The sequence below is a fragment of the Saccharothrix sp. genome (assembly GCF_031180885.1).
Classification (GTDB): domain Bacteria; phylum Actinomycetota; class Actinomycetes; order Mycobacteriales; family Pseudonocardiaceae; genus Actinosynnema.
The window spans coordinates 17,724-36,953 of record NZ_JAPSLK010000016.1; the positions used below are offsets into that span (position 1 = coordinate 17,724).

Annotated in this window: 16 protein-coding genes and 2 pseudogenes; 11 read left to right on the forward strand and 7 right to left on the reverse strand. The window is 71.5% G+C overall.

Annotation, left to right across the window (positions count from 1 at the left end):
• Positions 1–7: 7 nt before the first annotated feature.
• Together RIN75_RS20095 and RIN75_RS20100 are read right to left on the reverse strand one after the other, a co-directional pair.
• Complete coding sequence (locus RIN75_RS20095; protein WP_309113512.1) at positions 8–343, reverse strand: SSI family serine proteinase inhibitor; 336 nt, start codon at positions 341–343, stop codon at positions 8–10.
• Positions 344–462: 119 nt separating this feature from the next.
• Positions 463–735 (reverse strand): hypothetical protein, encoded by a 273-nt coding sequence (locus tag RIN75_RS20100; protein ID WP_309113513.1) that lies wholly within the window; start codon positions 733–735, stop codon positions 463–465.
• A 226-nt stretch (positions 736–961) separates the two neighbouring features.
• Here RIN75_RS20100 and RIN75_RS20105 point away from each other — a divergent pair, with 226 nt between their 5' ends.
• Positions 962–1,297: an Ig domain-containing protein gene (locus RIN75_RS20105; protein ID WP_309113514.1), complete on the forward strand. Its 336-nt coding sequence runs from the start codon at positions 962–964 to the stop codon at positions 1,295–1,297.
• Between the two features lie 79 nt (positions 1,298–1,376).
• Complete coding sequence (locus tag RIN75_RS20110; RefSeq protein WP_309113515.1) at positions 1,377–2,672, forward strand: MFS transporter; 1,296 nt, start codon at positions 1,377–1,379, stop codon at positions 2,670–2,672.
• Here the strand turns inward: RIN75_RS20110 and RIN75_RS20115 are convergent.
• From RIN75_RS20115 to RIN75_RS20125, 3 genes are all read right to left on the reverse strand, one after another.
• A complete protein-coding gene (locus tag RIN75_RS20115; protein WP_309113516.1) occupies positions 2,640–3,647 on the reverse strand; it encodes a Gfo/Idh/MocA family oxidoreductase in 1,008 nt (335 codons plus the stop codon). The two genes, RIN75_RS20110 and RIN75_RS20115, sit on opposite strands and share 33 nt — an antisense overlap.
• Positions 3,648–3,767: 120 nt before the next feature.
• Positions 3,768–5,324 carry a cellulose binding domain-containing protein gene (locus tag RIN75_RS20120; protein WP_309113517.1) on the reverse strand — a complete coding sequence of 519 codons (1,557 nt, stop codon included), beginning with the start codon at positions 5,322–5,324 and terminating at the stop codon, positions 3,768–3,770.
• Positions 5,325–6,255: 931 nt separating this feature from the next.
• Positions 6,256–6,756 carry a hypothetical protein gene (locus RIN75_RS20125; protein ID WP_309113518.1) on the reverse strand — a complete coding sequence of 167 codons (501 nt, stop codon included), beginning with the start codon at positions 6,754–6,756 and terminating at the stop codon, positions 6,256–6,258.
• 772 nt (positions 6,757–7,528) lie between these two features.
• Between RIN75_RS20125 and RIN75_RS20130 the strand changes: the two are divergent.
• From RIN75_RS20130 to RIN75_RS44155, 5 genes and pseudogenes are all read left to right on the forward strand, one after another.
• Positions 7,529–7,597, forward strand: a pseudogene (locus RIN75_RS20130) (hypothetical protein); the annotation flags it as partial.
• A gap of 193 nt (positions 7,598–7,790) precedes the next feature.
• Complete coding sequence (locus RIN75_RS44150; protein WP_375295990.1) at positions 7,791–8,048, forward strand: ATP-binding protein; 258 nt, start codon at positions 7,791–7,793, stop codon at positions 8,046–8,048.
• Positions 8,045–8,692 (forward strand): response regulator transcription factor, encoded by a 648-nt coding sequence (locus RIN75_RS20135; protein ID WP_309113627.1) that lies wholly within the window; start codon positions 8,045–8,047, stop codon positions 8,690–8,692. Before RIN75_RS44150 ends, RIN75_RS20135 begins: the two co-directional genes overlap by 4 nt.
• A 63-nt stretch (positions 8,693–8,755) precedes the next feature.
• Positions 8,756–9,433 carry an alpha/beta hydrolase gene (locus tag RIN75_RS20140; RefSeq protein WP_309113519.1) on the forward strand — a complete coding sequence of 226 codons (678 nt, stop codon included), beginning with the start codon at positions 8,756–8,758 and terminating at the stop codon, positions 9,431–9,433.
• A gap of 71 nt (positions 9,434–9,504) precedes the next feature.
• A pseudogene (locus RIN75_RS44155) lies at positions 9,505–10,287 on the forward strand (acyltransferase family protein); the annotation flags it as partial.
• Positions 10,288–10,293: 6 nt separating this feature from the next.
• Here RIN75_RS44155 and RIN75_RS20150 read toward each other — a convergent pair.
• Entirely contained in the window at positions 10,294–12,411 is a 2,118-nt protein-coding gene (locus RIN75_RS20150) for an acyltransferase family protein (RefSeq protein WP_309113521.1), read from the reverse strand.
• 364 nt (positions 12,412–12,775) lie between these two features.
• Positions 12,776–13,378 carry a TetR/AcrR family transcriptional regulator gene (locus RIN75_RS20155; RefSeq protein ID WP_375295984.1) on the reverse strand — a complete coding sequence of 201 codons (603 nt, stop codon included), beginning with the start codon at positions 13,376–13,378 and terminating at the stop codon, positions 12,776–12,778.
• A gap of 222 nt (positions 13,379–13,600) precedes the next feature.
• Between RIN75_RS20155 and RIN75_RS20160 the strand changes: the two genes are divergently transcribed.
• The 4 genes from RIN75_RS20160 to RIN75_RS20175 all read left to right on the forward strand — a co-directional run bounded on the left by RIN75_RS20160 (position 13,601) and on the right by RIN75_RS20175 (position 19,199).
• A complete protein-coding gene (locus RIN75_RS20160) occupies positions 13,601–14,389 on the forward strand; it encodes an SGNH/GDSL hydrolase family protein (protein ID WP_309113523.1) in 789 nt (262 codons plus the stop codon).
• A 123-nt stretch (positions 14,390–14,512) separates the two neighbouring features.
• Positions 14,513–16,117: a carboxyl transferase domain-containing protein gene (locus RIN75_RS20165; RefSeq protein ID WP_309113524.1), complete on the forward strand. Its 1,605-nt coding sequence runs from the start codon at positions 14,513–14,515 to the stop codon at positions 16,115–16,117.
• A 5-nt stretch (positions 16,118–16,122) separates the two neighbouring features.
• A complete protein-coding gene (locus tag RIN75_RS20170; RefSeq protein WP_309113525.1) occupies positions 16,123–18,039 on the forward strand; it encodes an acetyl/propionyl/methylcrotonyl-CoA carboxylase subunit alpha in 1,917 nt (638 codons plus the stop codon).
• Between the two features lie 5 nt (positions 18,040–18,044).
• The gene (locus RIN75_RS20175) at positions 18,045–19,199 is read left to right on the forward strand and encodes an acyl-CoA dehydrogenase family protein (RefSeq protein WP_309113526.1); all 1,155 of its coding nucleotides are present in this window, start codon (positions 18,045–18,047) and stop codon (positions 19,197–19,199) included.
• Positions 19,200–19,230: the final 31 nt, after the last annotated feature.

Here is a 19,230-nt window from a genome sequence, read left to right on the forward strand (position 1 = left end):
CGTAGCGTCAGACGTCGAACAGCGGTCCCGTGTGCGCGCGCATGACGCACGAGTTCTCGTAGGTGGTCGTGTACTGCCGGGACTTGCCGCGCCACAGGCCGGTCAGCCGCACGGTGATCGGGTCGTACTGCATGGTGCACGCGATGCCGGGGTCGGGCTCCAGGGCGTCGAGGTCACCGTCCACATCGGACAGCAGTCGGCACGCGGCGTCCGCGTCCGGGTGGCTGCCGCCGGCCGGTTCGCAGGTCAGGTTGGCCATCCGCACCTGGGCCACCGACCGGGTGGTGGTGATGTTGAGCGTGGTCGACGGGGCCGCGACGACCATCGGAGCGAATGCGGCCATCGCCGCTACAAGGGGAAGTGGTGCCATGCCACCACAGTGGCGCGCCGGCCACCACGTCCTCCAGCCATCTCACTACATCGTGTGACGAGCCGGTTTCAAAACGTTGATCGCCGAGCGGTTCACACCAGCCCGCGCCGGGCGGCGTTCATCCCGGCTTGGAACCCGGTCGTCGCGTCCAGTTCGGCCGGCAGGGCCGCCATCCGCCGGGTCGTGGCCCGCTGCGTCAGGCCCAGGGAGTGCATGATGGCGGCGTCCTTCATGCCCGCCGCGAGCAGCGTCAACACCTCCGCGTCCCGGTGTGCGCCGCGCAACGCCGTGCCGATCGGGGCGACCTTCTCCCACAGCAGGTCGAAGCACGCGACCAGCGCGTCCAGCAGCGGCGAGCGGTGCACCCAGGACGCGCACGCCCGTCTCGGACGCCTCGAAGCTCAACGGGATCAGGGCCGTGCGCCGGTCGGCGATCATCATCTTCACCCGCACCTCGGGCAGGGCGCGGGCGTCCTCGCGGGCCTCGGTGTAGGCGGCGATCTCGGCCAGCCGGGCCGGTCGTCCAGCACCGGCAGGTGGTGGATCGTCCGGTACGACACCCCGCGCCCCGGGGCTTGGAACTCCGCGGCGTTGTGCTCCGGTGCGCCGCCCATACCGCCGTCGTCCCTGGTCGCGCTGCTCGGTGCGCGCCGGCCGCGCGGACGCCGACCGGGTCGCCCGCCCGGGACGCTGTCGCGGCGCGAGCTGCGGCCGTCGTGCGGACCGCTGCTGGCGGCTTCCGGCGGGTCGGGCGGCTACCGGTTCACCGCCTCCGGCCTGCCCTCGGGTCTGTCGATCGACGCGTCCACCGGGTTGGTCAGCGGGACCTCGACGACGTGGGCGAACTACCACCCGACAGTGGCGGTGACCGACAGCTCGGGCGCTCGTGCCGAGGTGTCGTTCTACTGGTTCGTCTTCCCGTACTAGACCCGGAAAGGCCCGTGATCGTGCGCCGGCACGGTCACGGGCCTTGCTGTGCGCATGTAGTGGGGACCAGGGTGGGTGGATGGGGACCACGGGTGTGCGCCGGGTGGCGCTGGCGAGTTCCGCGGGCAACGCGGTGGAGCTGTACGACTTCCTCCTCTACGGGACGGCCACCGCGCTGGTGTTCGACAAGCTGTTCTTCCCGTCCTTCGACCCGCGCATCGCCACTTTGCTGGCGTTCGCGACCTTCGGCGCCGGGTTCCTGGCCCGCCCGCTCGGCGGTGTGGTGATCGGCCACTTCGGCGACCGGATCGGCCGCCGCTCGATGCTCGTGCTGACGCTCACCGCGACCGGCGTGTGCACCGCCCTGATCGGGCTGCTGCCGACGTACTCGTCCATCGGGATCACCGCGCCGATCCTGTTGGTGACCTTGCGGATCGTGCAGGGCTTCTTCCTCGGCGGCGAGCAGGGCGGGGCGACCCTGATGGCGGTCGAGCACGCGCCGCCGGGGCGGTCGGCGTGGTACGGGAGCTGGACGTTCCTCGGCTCGCCGGTCGGGTTGGTGCTGGCCAACGGGGCCATGGCGCTGGCGACGGCGGTGTCCGGGGACGCGTTCCTGGAGTGGGGGTGGCGGCTGCCGTTCCTGTTCAGCCTGGTGCTGGTCGGCGTGGGGCTGTACGTGCGGCTGTCGGTGGAGGAGAGCCCCGAGTTCCGGGCCGTGCGGGCGGAGGACCGGGCGCGGGTGCCGGTGGTCGAGGTGGTGCGGCGCTCGTGGCGGAAGCTGCTGCTGGGGGCCGGCGTCAACCTCGGGTTCAACATGTTCATCTTCGTGATCGCCGCTTTCGTGCTGTCGTACGGGACGCGGCAGTTGGGGATACCGAAGTCGTTGCTGCTGAACGCGACCCTGGTGGGTGCGGCGGCGCAGGCGGTGGCGCTGCTGGTGTTCGCGCGGCTGTCCGACCGGGTGGGGCGGTTGCCGGTGATGCTCGGCGGGGCGGCGTTCCTGGGGTTGTTCGCGCTGCCGCTGTTCTGGTTGTTGGAGATGCGGTCGCCGGTGCCGGTGTTCTTGGCGCTGATCCTGGGGTTCGCGGGGTCGGCGGCGCTGTTCGGGCCGATGCCGGCGTACTACGCGGAGCTGTTCGGGACGCGGGTGCGGTACAGCGGGGTGTCGTTGAGCTACCAGTTGGGCGCGGTGCTGGGCGGTGGGCTGTCGCCGCTGGTGGCGCAGTGGCTGTTGGGCGTGACGCCGACGCACGACTCGTGGCCGGTGTCGCTGTACCTGATCGCGGGGGCGATGGTGAGCGCGTTGTGCCTGCTCGCGATCGGGGAGACCCTGCGGGTCGGGTCAGAGGTCGACGACCGTGCCCGTGCGCGCTGATTCGAAGGCCGCTTCGACCACTTCCAGCCCGGTGACCGCGTCCGAGGCGGGCACCGGGCTGCCGCCGGCCGCGACGCCGGCGTAGAAGTCCTGGTACGCCCCGCGTTCGGTCTCGACCGGTTGCCCGGACAGCGTGCCCCACGCCTCTTCGGGGTCCGCGCCCCAGCCGGTGCCGCCGGGGACCGCGCCCGCTTTGAGCAGGTCCTCCTGCGGGTCCATGCCGTGCTTGACGTAGGCGGCTGCGGACCCGAGCACCCGGAAGCGCGGGCCGAGGTCGGCGGCCAGGGCCGATGCCCAGAGGTGTGACACGGTGCCGTTGTCGTGGGTCAGCGCCAGGAACGCGTCGTCGTGCGCTTGCGCGCCCTCGCGGAGCGTGCGGACCTCCGCGTAGACGGACGAGGGTCGCCCGAACAGCGCGACCGCCTGGTCGACCAGGTGGGTGCCCAGGTCGTAGACGATGCTGCCGAGGTCGGCCGGGTCACCGGACTCCTTCCACGACCCCTTGACCTCCGGCCGCCACCGCTCGAACCGTGACTCGAACCGGTGCACCCGTCCTAGTGCGCCTTCGCGGATGAGGCGGGCGACGGTGCGGAAGTCCCCGTCCCAGCGCCGGTTGTGGAACGGCACCAGCCGCTTGCCGGTTTCGTGCGCCAACTCGACCAGGTCGCGCGCTTCCTGGGCGGATCCGGCGAACGGCTTGTCCACCACGACGTCGAGGCCGTGCTCCAGCGCGGCGCGGGCGTGGGCGGCGTGGTGCCGGTTCGGGGTGGTCACGACGACGAGGTCGAGGTCGCGCTGCCACAACTCGTCGAGCGCGGCGACGACCGCCACGTCCGGGTACCGCTCCCGAACCTGCCGCTGCCGCTCGGGGTTGCCGGTGACGACGGCGTCGAACACCAGGCCCGGCGTGGTCGCGAGGAAGGGCGCGTGGAACGCGGCTCCGCCGAGCCCGTAACCGATGAGTGCGGTGCGCATGGCACAAACCTTAGGCTGCCCATGTCGTGAACACCCTGTCGCGGCCCTGCGTTGTCCTTTGTGGACGACTGAATTGCTCGGTTGAGGGGGACGCGGGTGGCCCGCGCCCCCTCGTCGCCGTCAGAAACCGGCTGTGATCCGGGTGAACTCCCAGTCCGGCTGCGCGATGCCCGAGCAGTTGGACGACACCTGCCCGTCGCAACCGCCCCGGTCCCGGTTGACCGCCCAGAACGAGAAGCGGCCCAGGCCGTTGGACCTGGCCCAGTCGCGCAGGGCGGTCCAGGTGGCCGTCGTGGTGACTTCGCGCTGGTCGGACAGGCCGTTCATGCCGGAGATGCCGGCGTGGCTGAACGCGACCGCGTCGGACCACCCGAACGTGGCCTTCAGCTTGTCCTTCAACCCGGTGGTCGCGTTGATCGTGTCCGCCCGGATGTCGGAGCTGCCGAAGTCGAACGGCATGATCGTGAAGACGTCGATGTTCGCGCCGAGCGCGTTCGCCCGCTCGATCAGCCGGTTGCCCCACGAGTTGGGGCCGGTCCGGGTGGTCGGGATGGTGACGATCGTCTGGATGCCCGGGTTGGTCTGCTTCACGATCTTGAGCGCCTCCAGGATGCGGTCCTGGACGGTCGCGTTCTCGAACTCGTCGGTGTTCTCGATGTCGATGTCGATCGCCTTGAGGCCGTAGGCGTCGATCACCTTCTGGTAGGCGCCCGCAAGCGCTTGCGGGGTCGAGCAGTTGGGGCCGAGCTTGTTGCCGCTCCACCCGCCGAACGAGGGCACGACGTCCCCGCCCGCCGCCCGGATCTGGGCGATGGCGGAGGCGTCGACGCCGCCGGTGAGCGGCCGGTTGCCGTCCCAGGCGGGGTTGCAGCCGCCCTGCGCGAGCACGAACGCCATGGTGAACCACTTGACGCCGGTCGCGTTCATGACCGTCTGGGGTGCCGGCGGGTTGCCCCAGCCCAGGAAGAGGTAGGGCGCGCCCCGGCCACCCGGCGAGGGGCCGTTCGGGGTGGTGGCCGACACCTGGTTGGACGGGCCGGAGACGTTGCCGGCGGCGTCGCGGGCTTTGACGGTGAACTGGTAGGTGGTGTTGGGGGAGAGGCCGGAGACGGTCGCGGTGGTGCCGGTGACCGTGGTGACCGAGGCGCCCCGGTGGACTTCGTAGGCGGTGACGCCCACGTTGTCGGTGGCGGCGTTCCAGGCGAGGGACACGGAACTGCTGGTCGTGCCGGTCACCCGGAGGTTGGTCGGCGCGGTGGGGGCGGTCGTGTCCCCGCCGCCACCGCCGGTGCAGGGACCGCCGTTGACCGTGCAGTTGAGCGGCGAACCGGGGCCGCTGCCGATGAAGCCGAAGCTCACGGAGGCGTTGACGCCGACGTTGCCGTTGTACTCGCGGTTGGTGGCGACGTAGTGGTCACCGGTTCGGGTGATGAGGGCGTCCCAGTAGGAGCCGAGGGACGTGCCGGCGGGGAGGTCGAACTCGACCTTCCAGGAGGTGATGGCGCCGGGGCCGCCGTTGGTGATGGTGAACTTGCCCTCGAAGCCGCTGGTCCAGTCCTGGACCTTGGTGAAGGTGGCGGTGACTCCCGGTGCGGCCGACGCGGTCGGCCCGGTGGTGGCGAGTGATCCGATGACGAGGGCGCCGGCTGCCAGCAACGCGCCCACTCTTGGTTTCATGAGGAACTCCTCGGCGGATCGGCAGGGTAATCGCGCCCAACGGCGAGACTGGTCTAGACCACCGAGCGTTGTCAATGCCCCTGTCCGTCCCTGGTGCCGGACTCCGCAGCCGCGGGTAGGGCTGGCCGAGCAGGTTGGGCTGGCTGGGCAGGTTGGGCTGCTGGGCTGGGCTGGCTGGGCTGGCTGGGCTGGTCGGGCTGTGACTGGCTGGGCAGGCCGCGCAGGCTCCCCTGGTCCGGCCGGCTGGGGCTGGTCGGACTGAGCTGGGTTGCTGGGCCGGCTGGGCTGCTGGTGGGCTGAGCTGGCTGAGTTGGCTGACTTTGGTCGGCTGGCGGCCCTTCTCAAAGGTTTCTCACGTTGGGCCGCCCCCCACCCACCCCACCCAGACCCCCTGGCACAAGCCAGGCGCGCGGCGCGCGCCAAGCGCGCTTCGCGCGCGAGCCGCCGCAGGCGGGTGCTCTTCGGGCTCTTGCGGGGACAGGCCTGGGAGGGGGTGGGTGGGTGGCGACTCAACCCCCGGCGGCCAACGGCCGCCGACCCGACCGCCACGTTTTGTCAGACCCCTCTGGGACAATGGAACCGGGGGCCGGAGGCCAAGCCCATCACGGCGAAACCAGCCATCAACGGAGCCGCCAACCCGAAAACCCAACCACAAGCCCCGCAGCTACGAACCCCCCAGCCGCGAACCCCCCCAGCCGCGAACCCCCCAGCCGCGAACCCCCCCCAGCCACGGACCCCCAGCCACGGACCCCCGTAGCCGCGAGCCCCGCGCACAAGCGAACCCCAAGCCGCGAGCCCCAGCCGCGACCCCGCGGCCGCCAACCCGCCCGTACCGACCCGTCCGTACCGACCCGTCCGTACCGACCCGTCCGTACCGACCCGTCCGTACCGACCTGCCCGACCCGCCTCAAGCCGCCGGCCACCGCAGCCGTCACTCGTCCAGCGCCGCCTCGATCCACGACGCGACCGCCAAGTCCCGCACCTCGCACTCCAGCGCCAACTTGACCGTCCACCGCAGCGCCTGCAACACCACCGTCGCCAACTCCTGCGGCTGCCCGTTCGCCAGCGCGATCTCGATCTGCTCCGCCGCCGCCTCCTGGTCCCCGTGGACCTCCGCCAGCAGCGTCCGGATGGCCGTCCGCACCGGCGGGTCGGCGTCGTCGATGGGGACCTCCTGGCCGTCCTCGTCGAAGACCTGCATCTTGACCGGGGTGGCGCCGCCCGAGCCGAGTGCGGCGACCATGTCGCTGCACTCCGAGAACAGCAGGAGCACCAGCTCCCGGATCTCCTCGTTCCCCTCGGGCGAGCCGCTGAGGTAGCCGGTCACGAGGTCGACCGCGACAGCGTCCTCCCCGACCTTGGCGGCGGCCAAGGCCTGGCCGGCGACGGCGGTGAGCCGTGCCCAGCGGTCCGGATCGTGCTGCGGGTGCATTCAGCCATCTTCCAACACGGAGTAGGGGTGCACAGCTCTGTCGTATTGCCTACCCGGTGGTGATCGGGTGCCGCAACGGCTTGCCGTGCCGTCCTCGGGGTGCTACCCGGGTATGACACTCCCCGGTGGCATGTGCCGCCGCCCCGCGCCACCTAGCATCGGGGCCGTGATCCGCACCCTCCTCCGGGTAGTGCTGCTGCCCGACCGCACGCGGGTCTTCGGCGACTCCCGCTTCCGCCGGTTCGGCCAGGCCGCGGTGCTGCTCTACGGTCTGATCATCGCCATCGGCACCTCCGCGGACTACGTGCACTACGAGGTCCCGGACGGCTGGTGGCCGCTGCTCTTCGCGATCGTCCTCGGCACGTTCGCCCTCATGCTGTTCACCCCGCTGGGCGCTTGGCGGCTGGCCACGGCGGGTCTGTTCGTGATGCGGCTGCTGCACGCCGAGGAGCCGGCCGTCCTCGGTGGCTGGCAGTGGTGCTGGTACCTCCCCGTGCTGGTCGGGGTGGGTCTGCTGTACGGCGGACGGGTCGTTCTCGTGGTCGCGGTGATTACCACGGGTGCTGTGTACCTCGTGGGGACGATGGGAAACCTCGACTACCTGCCGCCCACCTTCCTCTTCCTGGGCCTGTCCCTCCTGGTCTCCTACGCGTTCGGCGCGCGCGGACGGGCCGAGCGGCGGTTCCACGAGGAGCGGGACGCCAAGGCGGCGCTGGTCGAACGGGCCCGGATCGCGCGGGAGATGCACGACGTGGTCGCCCACCACATGTCGATGGTGGCCGTCCGCTGCGAGACCGCGCCCTACCGGATCGCCGGCCTGCCGGAAGCGGGGCTCAAGGAGTTCGCCGAGCTGGGTGACGCCGCCCGCGCGGCCATCGCGGACATGCAGGGCCTGCTCGGGGGTCCTCCGCTCGGCCGACCAGCAGGCCGACCGGGCGCCGCAGCCGGGGCTGAAAGACATCGCCGCGCTGGCCCCGCAGGCCTCGGTGACCGACGCCGACGTGCCGCCCGCCGTGGGGCTCACCGCGTACCGGGTGGTCCAGGAGGCGCTGACCAACGCGAACCGCCACGCTCCGGGGTCGAGCGTCTCCGTGGTGGTGTCGGTGGTCGACCACGCGCTGGAGGTGTTCGTCCGCAACACCGCGGGCGGCCCGTCGCGGGGTGGGGGTGGTGGGCACGGGCTGGTCGGCATGCGGGAACGCGTGGCGGTGCACGGCGGCTCGGTGACCGCGGCGCCCACGCCGGACGGCGGTTTCGCGGTGCGGGCGCGGATTCCGTTGGGGGAGCGTTGATCAGGGTTCTGGTGGTGGACGACCAGGAGATGGTCCGGGAGGGGTTCTCGGCGCTGCTGGACGCCCAGCCCGACATCGAGGTGGTCGGCTCGGCCGGCGACGGCGCGGCGGGTGTCGCGGAGGTGCGCCGGCTGCGGCCGGACGTGGTGCTGATGGACGTCCGGATGCCCGGCACGGACGGCCTCACCGCGACCCGGCTGCTGGCCGACGACCCGGTCAAGGTGCTCGTCCTGACCACCTTCGACCTCGACGACTACGTCTACGAGGCGCTGCGGGCGGGCGCCAGCGGGTTCCTGCTCAAGCACGCCCCCGCGCGCGAGCTGCTGGAGGCCGTGCGGGTGGTGGCGCGCGGCGACGCCCTGCTCGCGCCCTCGGTGACCAAGCGGCTGATCGAGGACTTCGTGAAGGCGCGGCTGGCCCGGCCGGTGAAGCCCGCCGCGTTGTCGGCGCTGACCGAGCGGGAGACCGAGGTGCTGCGGCTGATCGCTACCGGCCTGTCCAACACCGAGATCGCCGCGCACCTGGTGCTCGCCGAGCAGACGGTGAAGACGCACGTCAGCCGGGTGCTGATGAAGCTGGGGCTGCGGGACCGGGCGCAGGCGGTCATCGCGGCCTACGAGTCCGGGCTGGTGGTACCGGGGTAGCACCGGGAGATCGCTACCGCGGGGTGACGATCGGGGCGGCGTGGTCTCCCTACCTTTCCGGCCATGCCGAAGAAGATCGCCCTGCTGGCCGCGCTGCTGGTGCTGGCCACGCCCGGTGGCGACCCGCCCGTCGCGGAACGTGTCGCCGTTTTCGGGGACCTGGCGCACACGCGGCACGTCGCGGTGGTCGTGCCGGGGTCCGATGTGGACGGTGACCGGTTCGACGCCACGGTGGGCCGCATGGCCCGTGCGCTGCACGCCGAGGTCGGGCGGGACGACGTGGCGGTGGTCGCGTGGCTGGGCTACCGGACGCCGTCGGGTCTGGGGGTGGACGCGGCGACCGGCCGGCTGGCCCGCGCGGGCGCCGCGTCCCTGGCCCGGTACGTCTCGGGCCTGCCGGGGCGGGTGCACCTGGTGTGCCACAGCTACGGCTCGGTGGTGTGCGCGCTGTCCGGGGCGCGGGTCGACGACATGGTCTTCCTGGGCAGTCCCGGTGTCCGCGTCCGCCGGGCGGAGGAGCTGGGCACACGGGTGTGGGCGGCGCGCGGGGCGGAGGACTGGACGCGGTGGGTGCCCAAGATCCGGTTCGCGGACCTGGGGCACGGCACCGACCCGATGGACCCCGCCTTCGGCGCGATGATCTTGGACACCGGCCGCGCGCGGGAGCACGATGAGTACTTCAAGGCCGGTACGGAGTCGTTGCGGGCCTTGGCGAAGATCGCGGGAGGTGAGCGGCCGTGACCGGGCGTGACCCGGTGATCGATTCGGTCCGGGCGCTGGCGATCGCCGGAGTGGTGCTCGGTCACTGGCTGGTGACGTCCGTGGTGCTGGTGGACGGCGCGCTGGTGGTGGACAGCCCCTTGCGGTGGGTGCCCGAGCTGTCCTGGTTGAGCTGGATCTTCCAGACGCTGGGCCTGTTCTTCTTCACCGGCGGGTTCGCGGCGGCCCGGTCGCGCACGCCGTGGACGCGCAAGGCCGGCAAACTCGTGCTCCCGGTCGTGGTCCTGCTGGGCGGGTGGGTGATCGTCCTCTTTGGACTGTCGATGCGCGGGTTGCCGCAGCAGACCGTTCTCACCGTGGGCTACCTGGTGGTGACACCGCTGTGGTTCCTGGTGGTGTACGTGGTGTTGCTCGCTGTCACGCCGTGGATGCGCGGGCTGGGCTGGTGGGGACTGGCGGTCGTGGTGGCGGTGGCGTTCCTGGACTTCGGCTGGGTCAACGTCCTGGCCGTGTGGTGGGTGCCGTGGCAGGTCGGGGTCTTGGTGGCCGAGCACGGGCAGCGGCGTTCGTGGGGTGCGGCGCTGCTCGTGCTCGGTTGTCTCGCAATGGGTTTTCTGGTGCACAGCGGGTACCCGGCCAGTGCGGTGGGGGTGCCGGGCGCCGAGCGGTCCAACCTGTTCCCGCCGTCGCCGGTCGCACTCTCGTTGGCGTTGGCCCAGATCGGGCTGGTACTGCTGCTGCGACCCAGGTTCCGCTGTACGTGGCTCAACGCGCGCGCGTTGCCGATCTTCCTGACCCACCAGAGCGCTCTGCTCGCCGTGACCCTGGTCGGGGCCGCGTTCGGGCAGTTGCGCGGGTTGCTGACGCTGCCTTCGGACGCGCTATGGGTGTTGGAGCGCCTCACGTGGCTGCCGCTGTTCTGGGGCGTGACCCTGGTCCTGCTTCGGTACCGCCGCCAGGAGCGCGACGGCGATGGTGGCGCCGTGCAGCGCGACCATGGCCCCGGTGGGTTCCAGGACCAGCAGGGGCGGGACGCACGCCAGCGCGGTGAGCAGCCAGGGCCTGCGGCGGTGGCACGTGCCGGCGCGGGCGGTGTGCAGGAGGTACCAGCCCAGCAGCAGGTGGATCAGGTTCTGCAACGGGTCGACCCGGAACACCACGAGCGTGCCCGCCTCGCCCGCGAACCCGGTGACCACGAACCCGAGCACGCCCAGGACGCCGTAGCCGGCGCCGAGCGTCACGGCGAGCCGGGCGCGGTGGGTCTCCCTGGTGTGGCAGGCGATCGCGGCCGCGGCGCGCTCGAACCGGTGGAACAGCAGGAGGACCGGCAGCAGCAGGAGGACCAGCACGGTCAGCCAGCGGGGGACCGCGGCGGGCGCGTCCAGCAGGCCCAGCAGGGCGACGACGGCGGCCAGCGCGGTGAGGTAGCCGAGGTAGACGGTCATCGGGGCGCGGCGGGCGTAGTCCACGACGTGCCACGGGGTGCGGCCGGCGAGCCACGCCGACACCCGGTCGCGCGCGAGCAGGACCACGGCGATCTGGCCGAGCCCCAGCACCAGCAGGCACACCGTGGGCGGGCTGAGGTTGGACGCGTGCTCGCCCGGGACGGCCATCATCGTGCGCGGGTAGCCGCCGAACGCGATGAGCGCGAGCAGCGCGGGCACGACCATCAGGGCGCACGTGGTCAGCACCCGGCGTGAGAGCCGCAGGCTGCCGTAGTGGAACCCGAGCTGTTGCAGGAAGAGCGCGCCGAACACGAGGTTCAGGTAGCCGCCGGTGCGCCACTGGAACCCGATCCGCAGGGCGTCCGCCATGATCATGAGCCCGACCAGGACGACCGGCGTGACCAGCCGGGCGTTGCGGTGCAGCCACGCCATGACCGGCGTCGCCGCGACCGCGACCAGGTAGAGCCCGAGGAACCACAGCGGGTGCGCGATGAGCCGGCCGAACGTCTCGACCCGGTCCTTCGGCACGTCGAGGAGTTCGAGCGGGAGCGGCAGCACGAGCCAGGCCAGCACGAACGCCAGCACCGGCCGCAGCAGCCACGTGATCCGCCCCGCGAGGTACCGCCCGTACCCGCCGCCCTGGCGCTGGACGGCCAGCCACCCGACGAGGTTCGCGTGGCCACCGGCGAAGTAGAACAGCGGGATGGTCTGGAGGACCCAGGTCAGCAGCCACAGCCAGTTCGCGCTGACGCCGGCCCACTGGGTGACGGTGAGCAACGACTGGCCGACCACCACCAGGCCCAGGCTGGCCAGCCGCAGGAACGTGGAGAACCGGTCCTCGGTGGCGTCGTCGATCACCACTTGCGGTGCCGGCTCCCTTTTGCGGGACAGCCGCGCGATGAGCAGGAGCACGACGACGGCGCTGCCGAAACCCCAGGCCAGGACGGGCTCGTGCCCCGGCGGCCCCCACCGCTGGCGCCAGGAGTTGAACTCGAGGCCGGCCGCGTACAGCCCGGCGACGACGTGGCAGCGGGTGGCGTTGTCCCGGGGGTTCAGCTCGCACTGGCCGTGCATGTCGGCGGACAGCCGGGCGTCGAGGGCTTTGCGGGCTTCCGGACCCAGGGGGCGGCCCTTGTGCTCGGCGTACCGGAGCAGGTCGTACCCGAGGTCGTGGGCCCGGCACCCGACGCCGAAATCCCACTCCGTGTCACCCGCGGGTCCGGAACATCCCCCGCTCGGGTCGACGGCCCGTGACGTTCCGTCCAAGGCGGTGACCGTGACGGGTGACCGTCCAGTCACCTGGTTGAAGTCGGCGGGGAACTGGGGGAGTGGCGAGATGACGCTTGGCGCGGTCATCGCCTGGACGGCGCGCGCGGCCGTGGCCACGTCTCCGGTGAGCGGCCGGACATCGGTGGCACCCGCCGGCCTCGACGCGATGACCCCGCACACGAACACCGCGACCGCGACCACGAGGAACCGGAACCACGCCGGCAGCCGAAGCAACCACCGCACCCCCGGCCACCCGTGGAGGTGGTTGACCCTGCCGTCACTCATCGGCGAGCCAGGTTACGGAACGGCAAACCCTCGCCACCACCCCACCCACCCCCGAACCCGACGGGGGCCTATCACCACCCACCCAACCCCGCCCACACAGACGCTCGCCCCACCCCGCCGCGCCGCCTGGCCGCGCCGCCTGGCCGCGCCGCCTGGCCGCGCCGCCTGGCCGCTGCGCCGCCTGGCCGCCGCTGGGAAGCCCGCCCGCCCCAGTTGCTGCCCGCCCGCCCGCTTGCTGACTGGTGCCACGTCGGCTGCCGGGCCGCTTGGTGCGCAGTGCTGGGGTGGCGCTGCTGGGGTGGCGCTGCTGGGGTGGCGCTGCTGGGGTGGCGCTGACGGGCGGCTGGTGCCCGCCGCGTGAGAGCTAGGCGACGGTGGCGGCGAGGACGCCGGCGGTGGTCAGCGAAGCCAAAGCCATCCGACTGAGCAGGGACGCCATCTGGTCACGGTCCAAGTGCGCGCTGTGCGGCGTCGAGTTGATCAGCCCGAACACCGCGTGCGCCGCCGCCCGCGCGGTCGGCTCGTCCACCGGCACGGTCTCCTGCAACGTCGACACCCACACCTCGACGTACCGCCGCTGCAACGCCCTGACCCGCCGCCGGTCCGGGTCGGTCAAGTTCGCCAGGTTGCGCATCTGGACGGTGATCAGCGCCGGGTCGTCCAGGGCGAAGTCCACGTGCCACCGCACGAGCGCCTGCAACGCCGAAGCGGCGTCCGCGGACTCCCGCACCCGCGCCAGCCCGCCCTCCAACAAGCGCTCGGAGATGGACGTCAGCATCTCCCCGAGCATCGCGTCCTTGCTCTTGAAGTGCCGGTACAGCGCCGGGCCGGAAATGCCCACGGCGGCACCGATGTCGTCGATGCCGACGCCGTGGAAGCCGTGCCGCGCGAACAGCTCCGCGGCGGCGTCCAGGATCTGGTCCCGGCGGGTTTGCTTCACTCCATCGGCTGAAGGCACGGAGCCCATCCTAAACAACCAGGCCACGAACCGTAAACGAGCGTTAACCCGGCTGTTGTCGGTAGATCACCAACAGTCCGAAGTTACTGGCCGTTAACTCTTGACCCACCCTTTTGGAGAGCCGCTACTCCCTGGTAACTCTTGTTGTGCTCCGCGTCACAACCCTGTCACATCCGTGGCACCACCCCCGGCACCACCCCCTGCGTTTCCCCCTGCTCCGGGAGGTACCCGATGCGCTCCGTCAAAACCCTGCTCACCGCCGCCCTGGCGACGGCGGCGGCGTTGTTCACCGCCATACCCGCGCACGCCCAGGCCGTGAACTACGTCGCCCTCGGCGACTCCTACTCCTCGGGAACGGGCACCGGCTCGTACTACGGCGACAGCGGCAGCTGCAAGCGCAGCCCGTACTCCTACCCCGCCCTCTGGGCCGCCTCGCACGCACCGGCCAGCTTCGCCTTCGTGGCGTGCTCGGGCGCGCGCACGGGCGACGTCCTCAACAACCAGGTCGGCGCGCTCAACGCCTCGACCACCCTGGCCACCATCTCCATCGGCGGCAACGACGCCGGCTTCACCGACGTCATCACCACCTGCACCTTCGGCTCCGACCAGACCTGCATCAACCGCGTCAACCAGGCCAAGGCGTACGCCACCAACACCCTCCCCGGCCTGCTCGACAACGTCTACGGCCAGATCCGCACCCGCGCCCCGTACGCCCGGGTCGTCGTCATGGGCTACCCGCGCCTCTACAAGGTCCCCGGCTCCTGCTCCGTGGGCCTGAGCGACACCAAGCGCTCGGCGATCAACTCCGCCGCCGACACGCTGCACACCGTCATCTCCGGCCGCGCCGCCGCCCGCTCGTTCACCTACCGCGACCTGCGCACGGCGTTCACCGGGCACGAGATCTGCTCCTCGGACTGGTGGCTGAACAGCCTCAGCTGGCCGGTCGAGGAGTCCTACCACCCCAACCGCAACGGGCAGCGCCTCGGCTACCTGCCGCAGCTCACCGCCGTCACCGGCTGAGTCCACATGCTGAAGGGGGCCGTCCCGGCGGGGCGGCCCCCTTCGCACGTCCGCGGTGTGGACGCCGGGGTTAACAAGCGCTAACATCTCCTCAGGTTAACGACTGCTAACCGCGAGGAGCCCATGGACGCCCCCGTCCTGCGCAGCGCCGCCGACAAGTCGAGCGAGGCGTTCCGGCGCTACACCGACGAGCACACCGCCCTGGTCCACGACCTGCGCGCGAAGCTCGCCGACGCCGCCCGCAGCGGCCCGGAGAAGGCCCGGACCAGGCACGTCGAGCGCGGCAAGCTGCTGCCCCGCGACCGCGTCGACACCCTGCTCGACCCCGGCTCGCCGTTCCTGGAGCTGTCCCCGCTGGCCGCCGACGGCCTCTACGGCGGCGACGCGCCGGCCGCGGGCATCATCACCGGCGTCGGGCGGGTGTCCGGGCGCGAGGTCGTCGTCGTCGCCAACGACGCCACCGTCAAGGGCGGCACGTACTACCCGATGACGGTCAAGAAGCACCTCCGCGCGCAGGAGGTCGCCCTCCAGAACCGCCTGCCGTGCGTCTACCTGGTCGACTCGGGCGGCGCGTTCCTGCCCCGTCAGGACGAGGTGTTCCCCGACCGCGAGCACTTCGGCCGGATCTTCTTCAACCAGGCCACCATGTCCGCCCAGGGCATCCCGCAGATCGCGGCCGTGCTCGGGTCGTGCACGGCGGGCGGCGCGTACGTGCCCGCGATGAGCGACGAAGCGGTCATCGTGCGCAACCAGGGCACGATCTTCCTCGGCGGCCCGCCGCTGGTGAAAGCCGCGACCGGCGAGGTCGTCACGGCCGAGGAACTGGGCGGCGGCGAACTGCACTCGCGCACCTCCGGCGTCACCGACCACCTGGCCAACGACGACGCCCACGCCCTGCGCATCGTCCGCTCGATCGTGTCGACGCTGGGTCCGCGCGCCGAGCGGCCGTGGAAGGTCGAGCCGAGCGTCGAGCCGGCGGTCAACCCCGACGAGCTGTACGGCGTGGTCCCCACCGACACCCGCACCCCCTACGACGTGCGCGAGGTCATCGCCCGGGTCGTCGACGGCAGCCGGTTCCAGGAGTTCAAGAAGGACTACGGCCCGACGCTGGTCACCGGGTTCGCCCGCATCCACGGCCACCCGGTCGGGATCGTCGCCAACAACGGCATCCTGTTCGGCGAGTCGGCGCTCAAGGGTGCGCACTTCATCCAGCTGTGCGACCAGCGGTCCGTGCCGCTGGTGTTCCTCCAGAACATCAGCGGGTTCATGGTCGGCCGCGAGTACGAGGCGGGCGGCATCGCCAAGCACGGGGCGAAGATGGTGACCGCCGTGGCGTGCGCGCGGGTGCCGAAGTTCACCGTCGTCATCGGCGGGTCGTTCGGCGCGGGCAACTACTCGATGTGCGGGCGGGCGTACTCGCCGCGGTTCCTGTGGATGTGGCCCAACGCCCGGATCTCGGTGATGGGCGGCGAGCAGGCGGCGTCGGTGCTCGCGACCGTGCGGCGCGACCAGCTCGGGGACTCGTGGTCGGCGGAGGACGAAGAGGCGTTCAAGGCCCCGATCCGGCAGCAGTACGAGGACCAGGGCAACCCGTACTACTCCACGGCGCGGCTGTGGGACGACGGCGTGATCGACCCGAAGGACACCCGCACGGTGCTCGGGCTCGCGCTGTCCGTGGCGGCCAACGCGCCGCTCGAACCCGTTTCCTACGGCGTCTTCCGGATGTGAGGGGCATGTTCGACAGCGTCCTGGTGGCCAACCGCGGCGAGATCGCGGTCCGCGTGATCCGCGCGCTGCGCCGGTTCGGCATCCGGTCCGTCGCCGTGTACAGCGACGCCGACGCCGACGCGCTGCACGTGCGGCTGGCCGACGTGGCGGTGCGCATCGGCCCCGCCGCCGCCCGCGAGAGCTACCTGTCCATCGACAAGATCATCGACGCGGCGCGGGAGACCGGCGCGCAGGCCGTGCACCCCGGGTACGGGTTCCTGGCCGAGAACACGGACTTCGCGCGGGCCTGCGAGAAGGCCGGCCTGGTGTTCATCGGGCCGCCTGCCGAGGCGATCGACGCGATGGGCGACAAGATCCGCGCCAAGCTGACCGTGCGCGCGGCCGGCGTGCCCGTGGTGCCGGGGCGGACCGAGGCCGGGATGAGCGACGACGACCTGGTCGACGCCGCGTTGGAGATCGGTTTCCCGGTGCTGCTCAAGCCTTCCGCCGGTGGTGGTGGCAAGGGCATGCGGCTGGTGCACTCCGCGGAAGGGCTGCGGGACGCCATCGAGTCGGCCCGGCGCGAGGCGCGCGGGTCGTTCGGCGACGACACCCTGTTGATCGAGCGGTTCATCACCAACCCGCGGCACATCGAGATCCAGGTGCTGGCCGACGCGCACGGCGGGGTCGTGCACCTCGGCGAGCGCGAGTGCAGCCTCCAGCGGCGGCACCAGAAGATCATCGAGGAAGCGCCTTCGCCGTTGATCTCGGCTGATGTGCGCGAGGCCATGGGGCAGGCGGCCGTGGACGCGGCGAAGTCCGTGGGGTACGTGGGCGCGGGGACCGTCGAGTTCATCGTGGACGGCTCGTCGGGCGACTACTACTTCATGGAGATGAACACCCGGCTCCAGGTCGAGCACCCGGTCACCGAGCTGGCGACCGGTGTCGACCTGGTCGAGTGGCAGTTGCGGGTGGCGGCCGGCGAGCGGTTGGCGCTGGGTTCCGTGGCGTTGACGCGGCACGCCGTGGAAGCGCGCGTGTACGCGGAGGACCCGGCGCGCGGGTTCCTGCCGACCGGTGGCACGGTGTTGGCGCTGCGCGAGCCGTCCGACGTGCGGGTGGACTCCGCGCTGTACGAGGGGTTGACCGTCGGCAGCGACTACGACCCCATGCTGGCGAAGGTCATCGCGTCCGGCGAGACGCGCGAGGAAGCGTTGCGGCGCTTGGACTCCGCGCTGGGTCGGATGGTGGTCCTGGGCGTGACCACGAACATCCCGTTCCTGCGCGCGTTGTTGCGCGACCCGGATGTGCGGGCCGGCGCGTTGGACACCGGTCTGGTGGAGCGCAAGCTGGACTCGTTGGTGCGCAATGAGATTCCGGTCGAGGTGTACGCCGCCGCAGCGTTGGAGCGGCAGCTCGCCCCGCACGGCGACGACCCGTGGGACCAGCCGGGCGGCTGGCGGATCGGTGAGCACGCGTGGACGACGTGGCGCGTGGACGACGTCGATGTGCGTGTCCGTGGTTCGGAAGTCGTCGTGGGCGACGGCGAGGTGATGCGACTATCAGCGTCCATTGTGGACGGTGATCTGGTCGTCGGCACCCGCCGGTACGCGATGGCTCGCGCCGGCGACGTGCTGTGGCTGGGCGCGGACGGGCACTCGTGGGCGTTGACCGAGCACGAGCAGTCCGAGATCGCCTCCACTCAGGACGCCGGCAGCGGTGGTCCGGTCACCAGTCCCATGCCGGGGACCGTGCTCGTGGTGCGTGCGTCGCAGGGCGACGACGTGACCGCGGGACAGGCGTTGTTCGTGGTCGAGGCCATGAAGATGGAGCACACCGTCACCGCACCCGTGGACGGCGTGCTCGCCGAAGTGAACGTCCGGGCCGGCCAACAGGTCGCGCTGGACGAAACCCTTGCCGTCGTCGTGCCGCACCAGGAGTGAGAGCGATGTTGGACTTCCGCCTTGACGAGGAGTACGAGGCGCTGCGCAAGACCGTCGAGGAGTTCGCGCGCGACGAGGTCGCACCGGTCATCGGCGAGTTCTACGAGCGCGAGGAGTTCCCCTACGAGATCGTCGCCAAGATGGGGCGGATGGGGCTGTTCGGCCTGCCGTTCCCGGAGGAGTACGGCGGCATGGGCGGTGACTACTTCGCGCTGTGCCTGGCGCTGGAGGAGTTGGCGCGGGTCGACTCGTCGGTGGCGATCACGCTGGAGGCGGGCGTCTCGCTGGGCGCGATGCCGTTGTACCGCTTCGGTTCCGACGCGCAGAAGCAGGAGTGGCTGCCGCGGCTGACCACCGGGCAGGCGCTGGGCGCGTTCGGCCTGACCGAACCCGGCGGCGGCTCCGACGCGGGCGCGCTGCGCACCACCGCCCGGCTGGACGGCGACGAGTGGGTGATCAACGGGACCAAGGCGTTCATCACCAACTCGGGCACGGACATCACCGGTCTTGTCACGGTCGCGGCGGTGACCGGGCGTAAGGAGAACGGGAGCCCGGAGATCTCGGCGATCCTCGTGCCCAGCGGCACGCCCGGCTTCACGGTGTCCCGCAAGTACTCCAAGGTGGGTTGGAACGCGTCCGACACCCGTGAGCTGTCGTTCCAGGACTGCCGGGTGCCGGCGTCGAACCTGGTCGGCGAGCGGGGCCGGGGTTACGCGCAGTTCCTCCAGACGCTGGACGAGGGCCGGGTGGCGATCGCGGCGCTGGGTGTCGGCCTGGCGCAGGGTTGTGTCGACGAGTGCCTGCGGTACGTGGGCGAGCGCGAGGCGTTCGGCCGCAAGATCGGGGAGTACCAGGCGATCCAGTTCAAGATCGCCGAGATGGAGGCCCGCACGCACACCGCGCGCCTGGCGTACTACCAGGCGGCGGCGAAGATGCTGCGCGGCGAGCCGTTCAAGCGCGAGGCGGCGATCGCGAAGCTGGTGTCCTCCGAGACCGCGATGGACAACGCCCGTGAGGCGACCCAGATCTTCGGCGGGTACGGGTTCATGAACGAGTTCCCGGTCGGGCGGTTCTACCGGGACGCGAAGATCCTGGAGATCGGCGAGGGCACCAGCGAGGTGCAGAAGATGCTGATCGCCCGCGAGCTGGGCCTGCACTAGTTCCGCGAGGTGGGGTGGGGCGACACCGAGG

Excerpts from the sequence above, each read along its gene's own strand:
- RIN75_RS20095 (WP_309113512.1), bottom strand. The coding sequence starts at position 343 with ATGGCCGCATTCGCTCCGATGGTCGTCGCGGCCCCGTCGACCACGCTC.
- RIN75_RS20110 (WP_309113515.1), top strand. The coding sequence starts at position 1,377 with ATGGGGACCACGGGTGTGCGCCGGGTGGCGCTGGCGAGTTCCGCGGGC.
- RIN75_RS20115 (WP_309113516.1), bottom strand. The coding sequence starts at position 3,647 with ATGCGCACCGCACTCATCGGTTACGGGCTCGGCGGAGCCGCGTTCCAC.
- RIN75_RS20120 (WP_309113517.1), bottom strand. The coding sequence starts at position 5,324 with ATGAAACCAAGAGTGGGCGCGTTGCTGGCAGCCGGCGCCCTCGTCATC.
- RIN75_RS20125 (WP_309113518.1), bottom strand. The coding sequence starts at position 6,756 with ATGCACCCGCAGCACGATCCGGACCGCTGGGCACGGCTCACCGCCGTC.
- RIN75_RS20140 (WP_309113519.1), top strand. The coding sequence starts at position 8,756 with ATGCCGAAGAAGATCGCCCTGCTGGCCGCGCTGCTGGTGCTGGCCACG.
- RIN75_RS20150 (WP_309113521.1), bottom strand. The coding sequence starts at position 12,411 with ATGAGTGACGGCAGGGTCAACCACCTCCACGGGTGGCCGGGGGTGCGG.
- RIN75_RS20155 (WP_375295984.1), bottom strand. The coding sequence starts at position 13,378 with ATGGGCTCCGTGCCTTCAGCCGATGGAGTGAAGCAAACCCGCCGGGAC.
- RIN75_RS20160 (WP_309113523.1), top strand. The coding sequence starts at position 13,601 with ATGCGCTCCGTCAAAACCCTGCTCACCGCCGCCCTGGCGACGGCGGCG.
- RIN75_RS20165 (WP_309113524.1), top strand. The coding sequence starts at position 14,513 with ATGGACGCCCCCGTCCTGCGCAGCGCCGCCGACAAGTCGAGCGAGGCG.
- RIN75_RS20170 (WP_309113525.1), top strand. The coding sequence starts at position 16,123 with ATGTTCGACAGCGTCCTGGTGGCCAACCGCGGCGAGATCGCGGTCCGC.
- RIN75_RS20175 (WP_309113526.1), top strand. The coding sequence starts at position 18,045 with ATGTTGGACTTCCGCCTTGACGAGGAGTACGAGGCGCTGCGCAAGACC.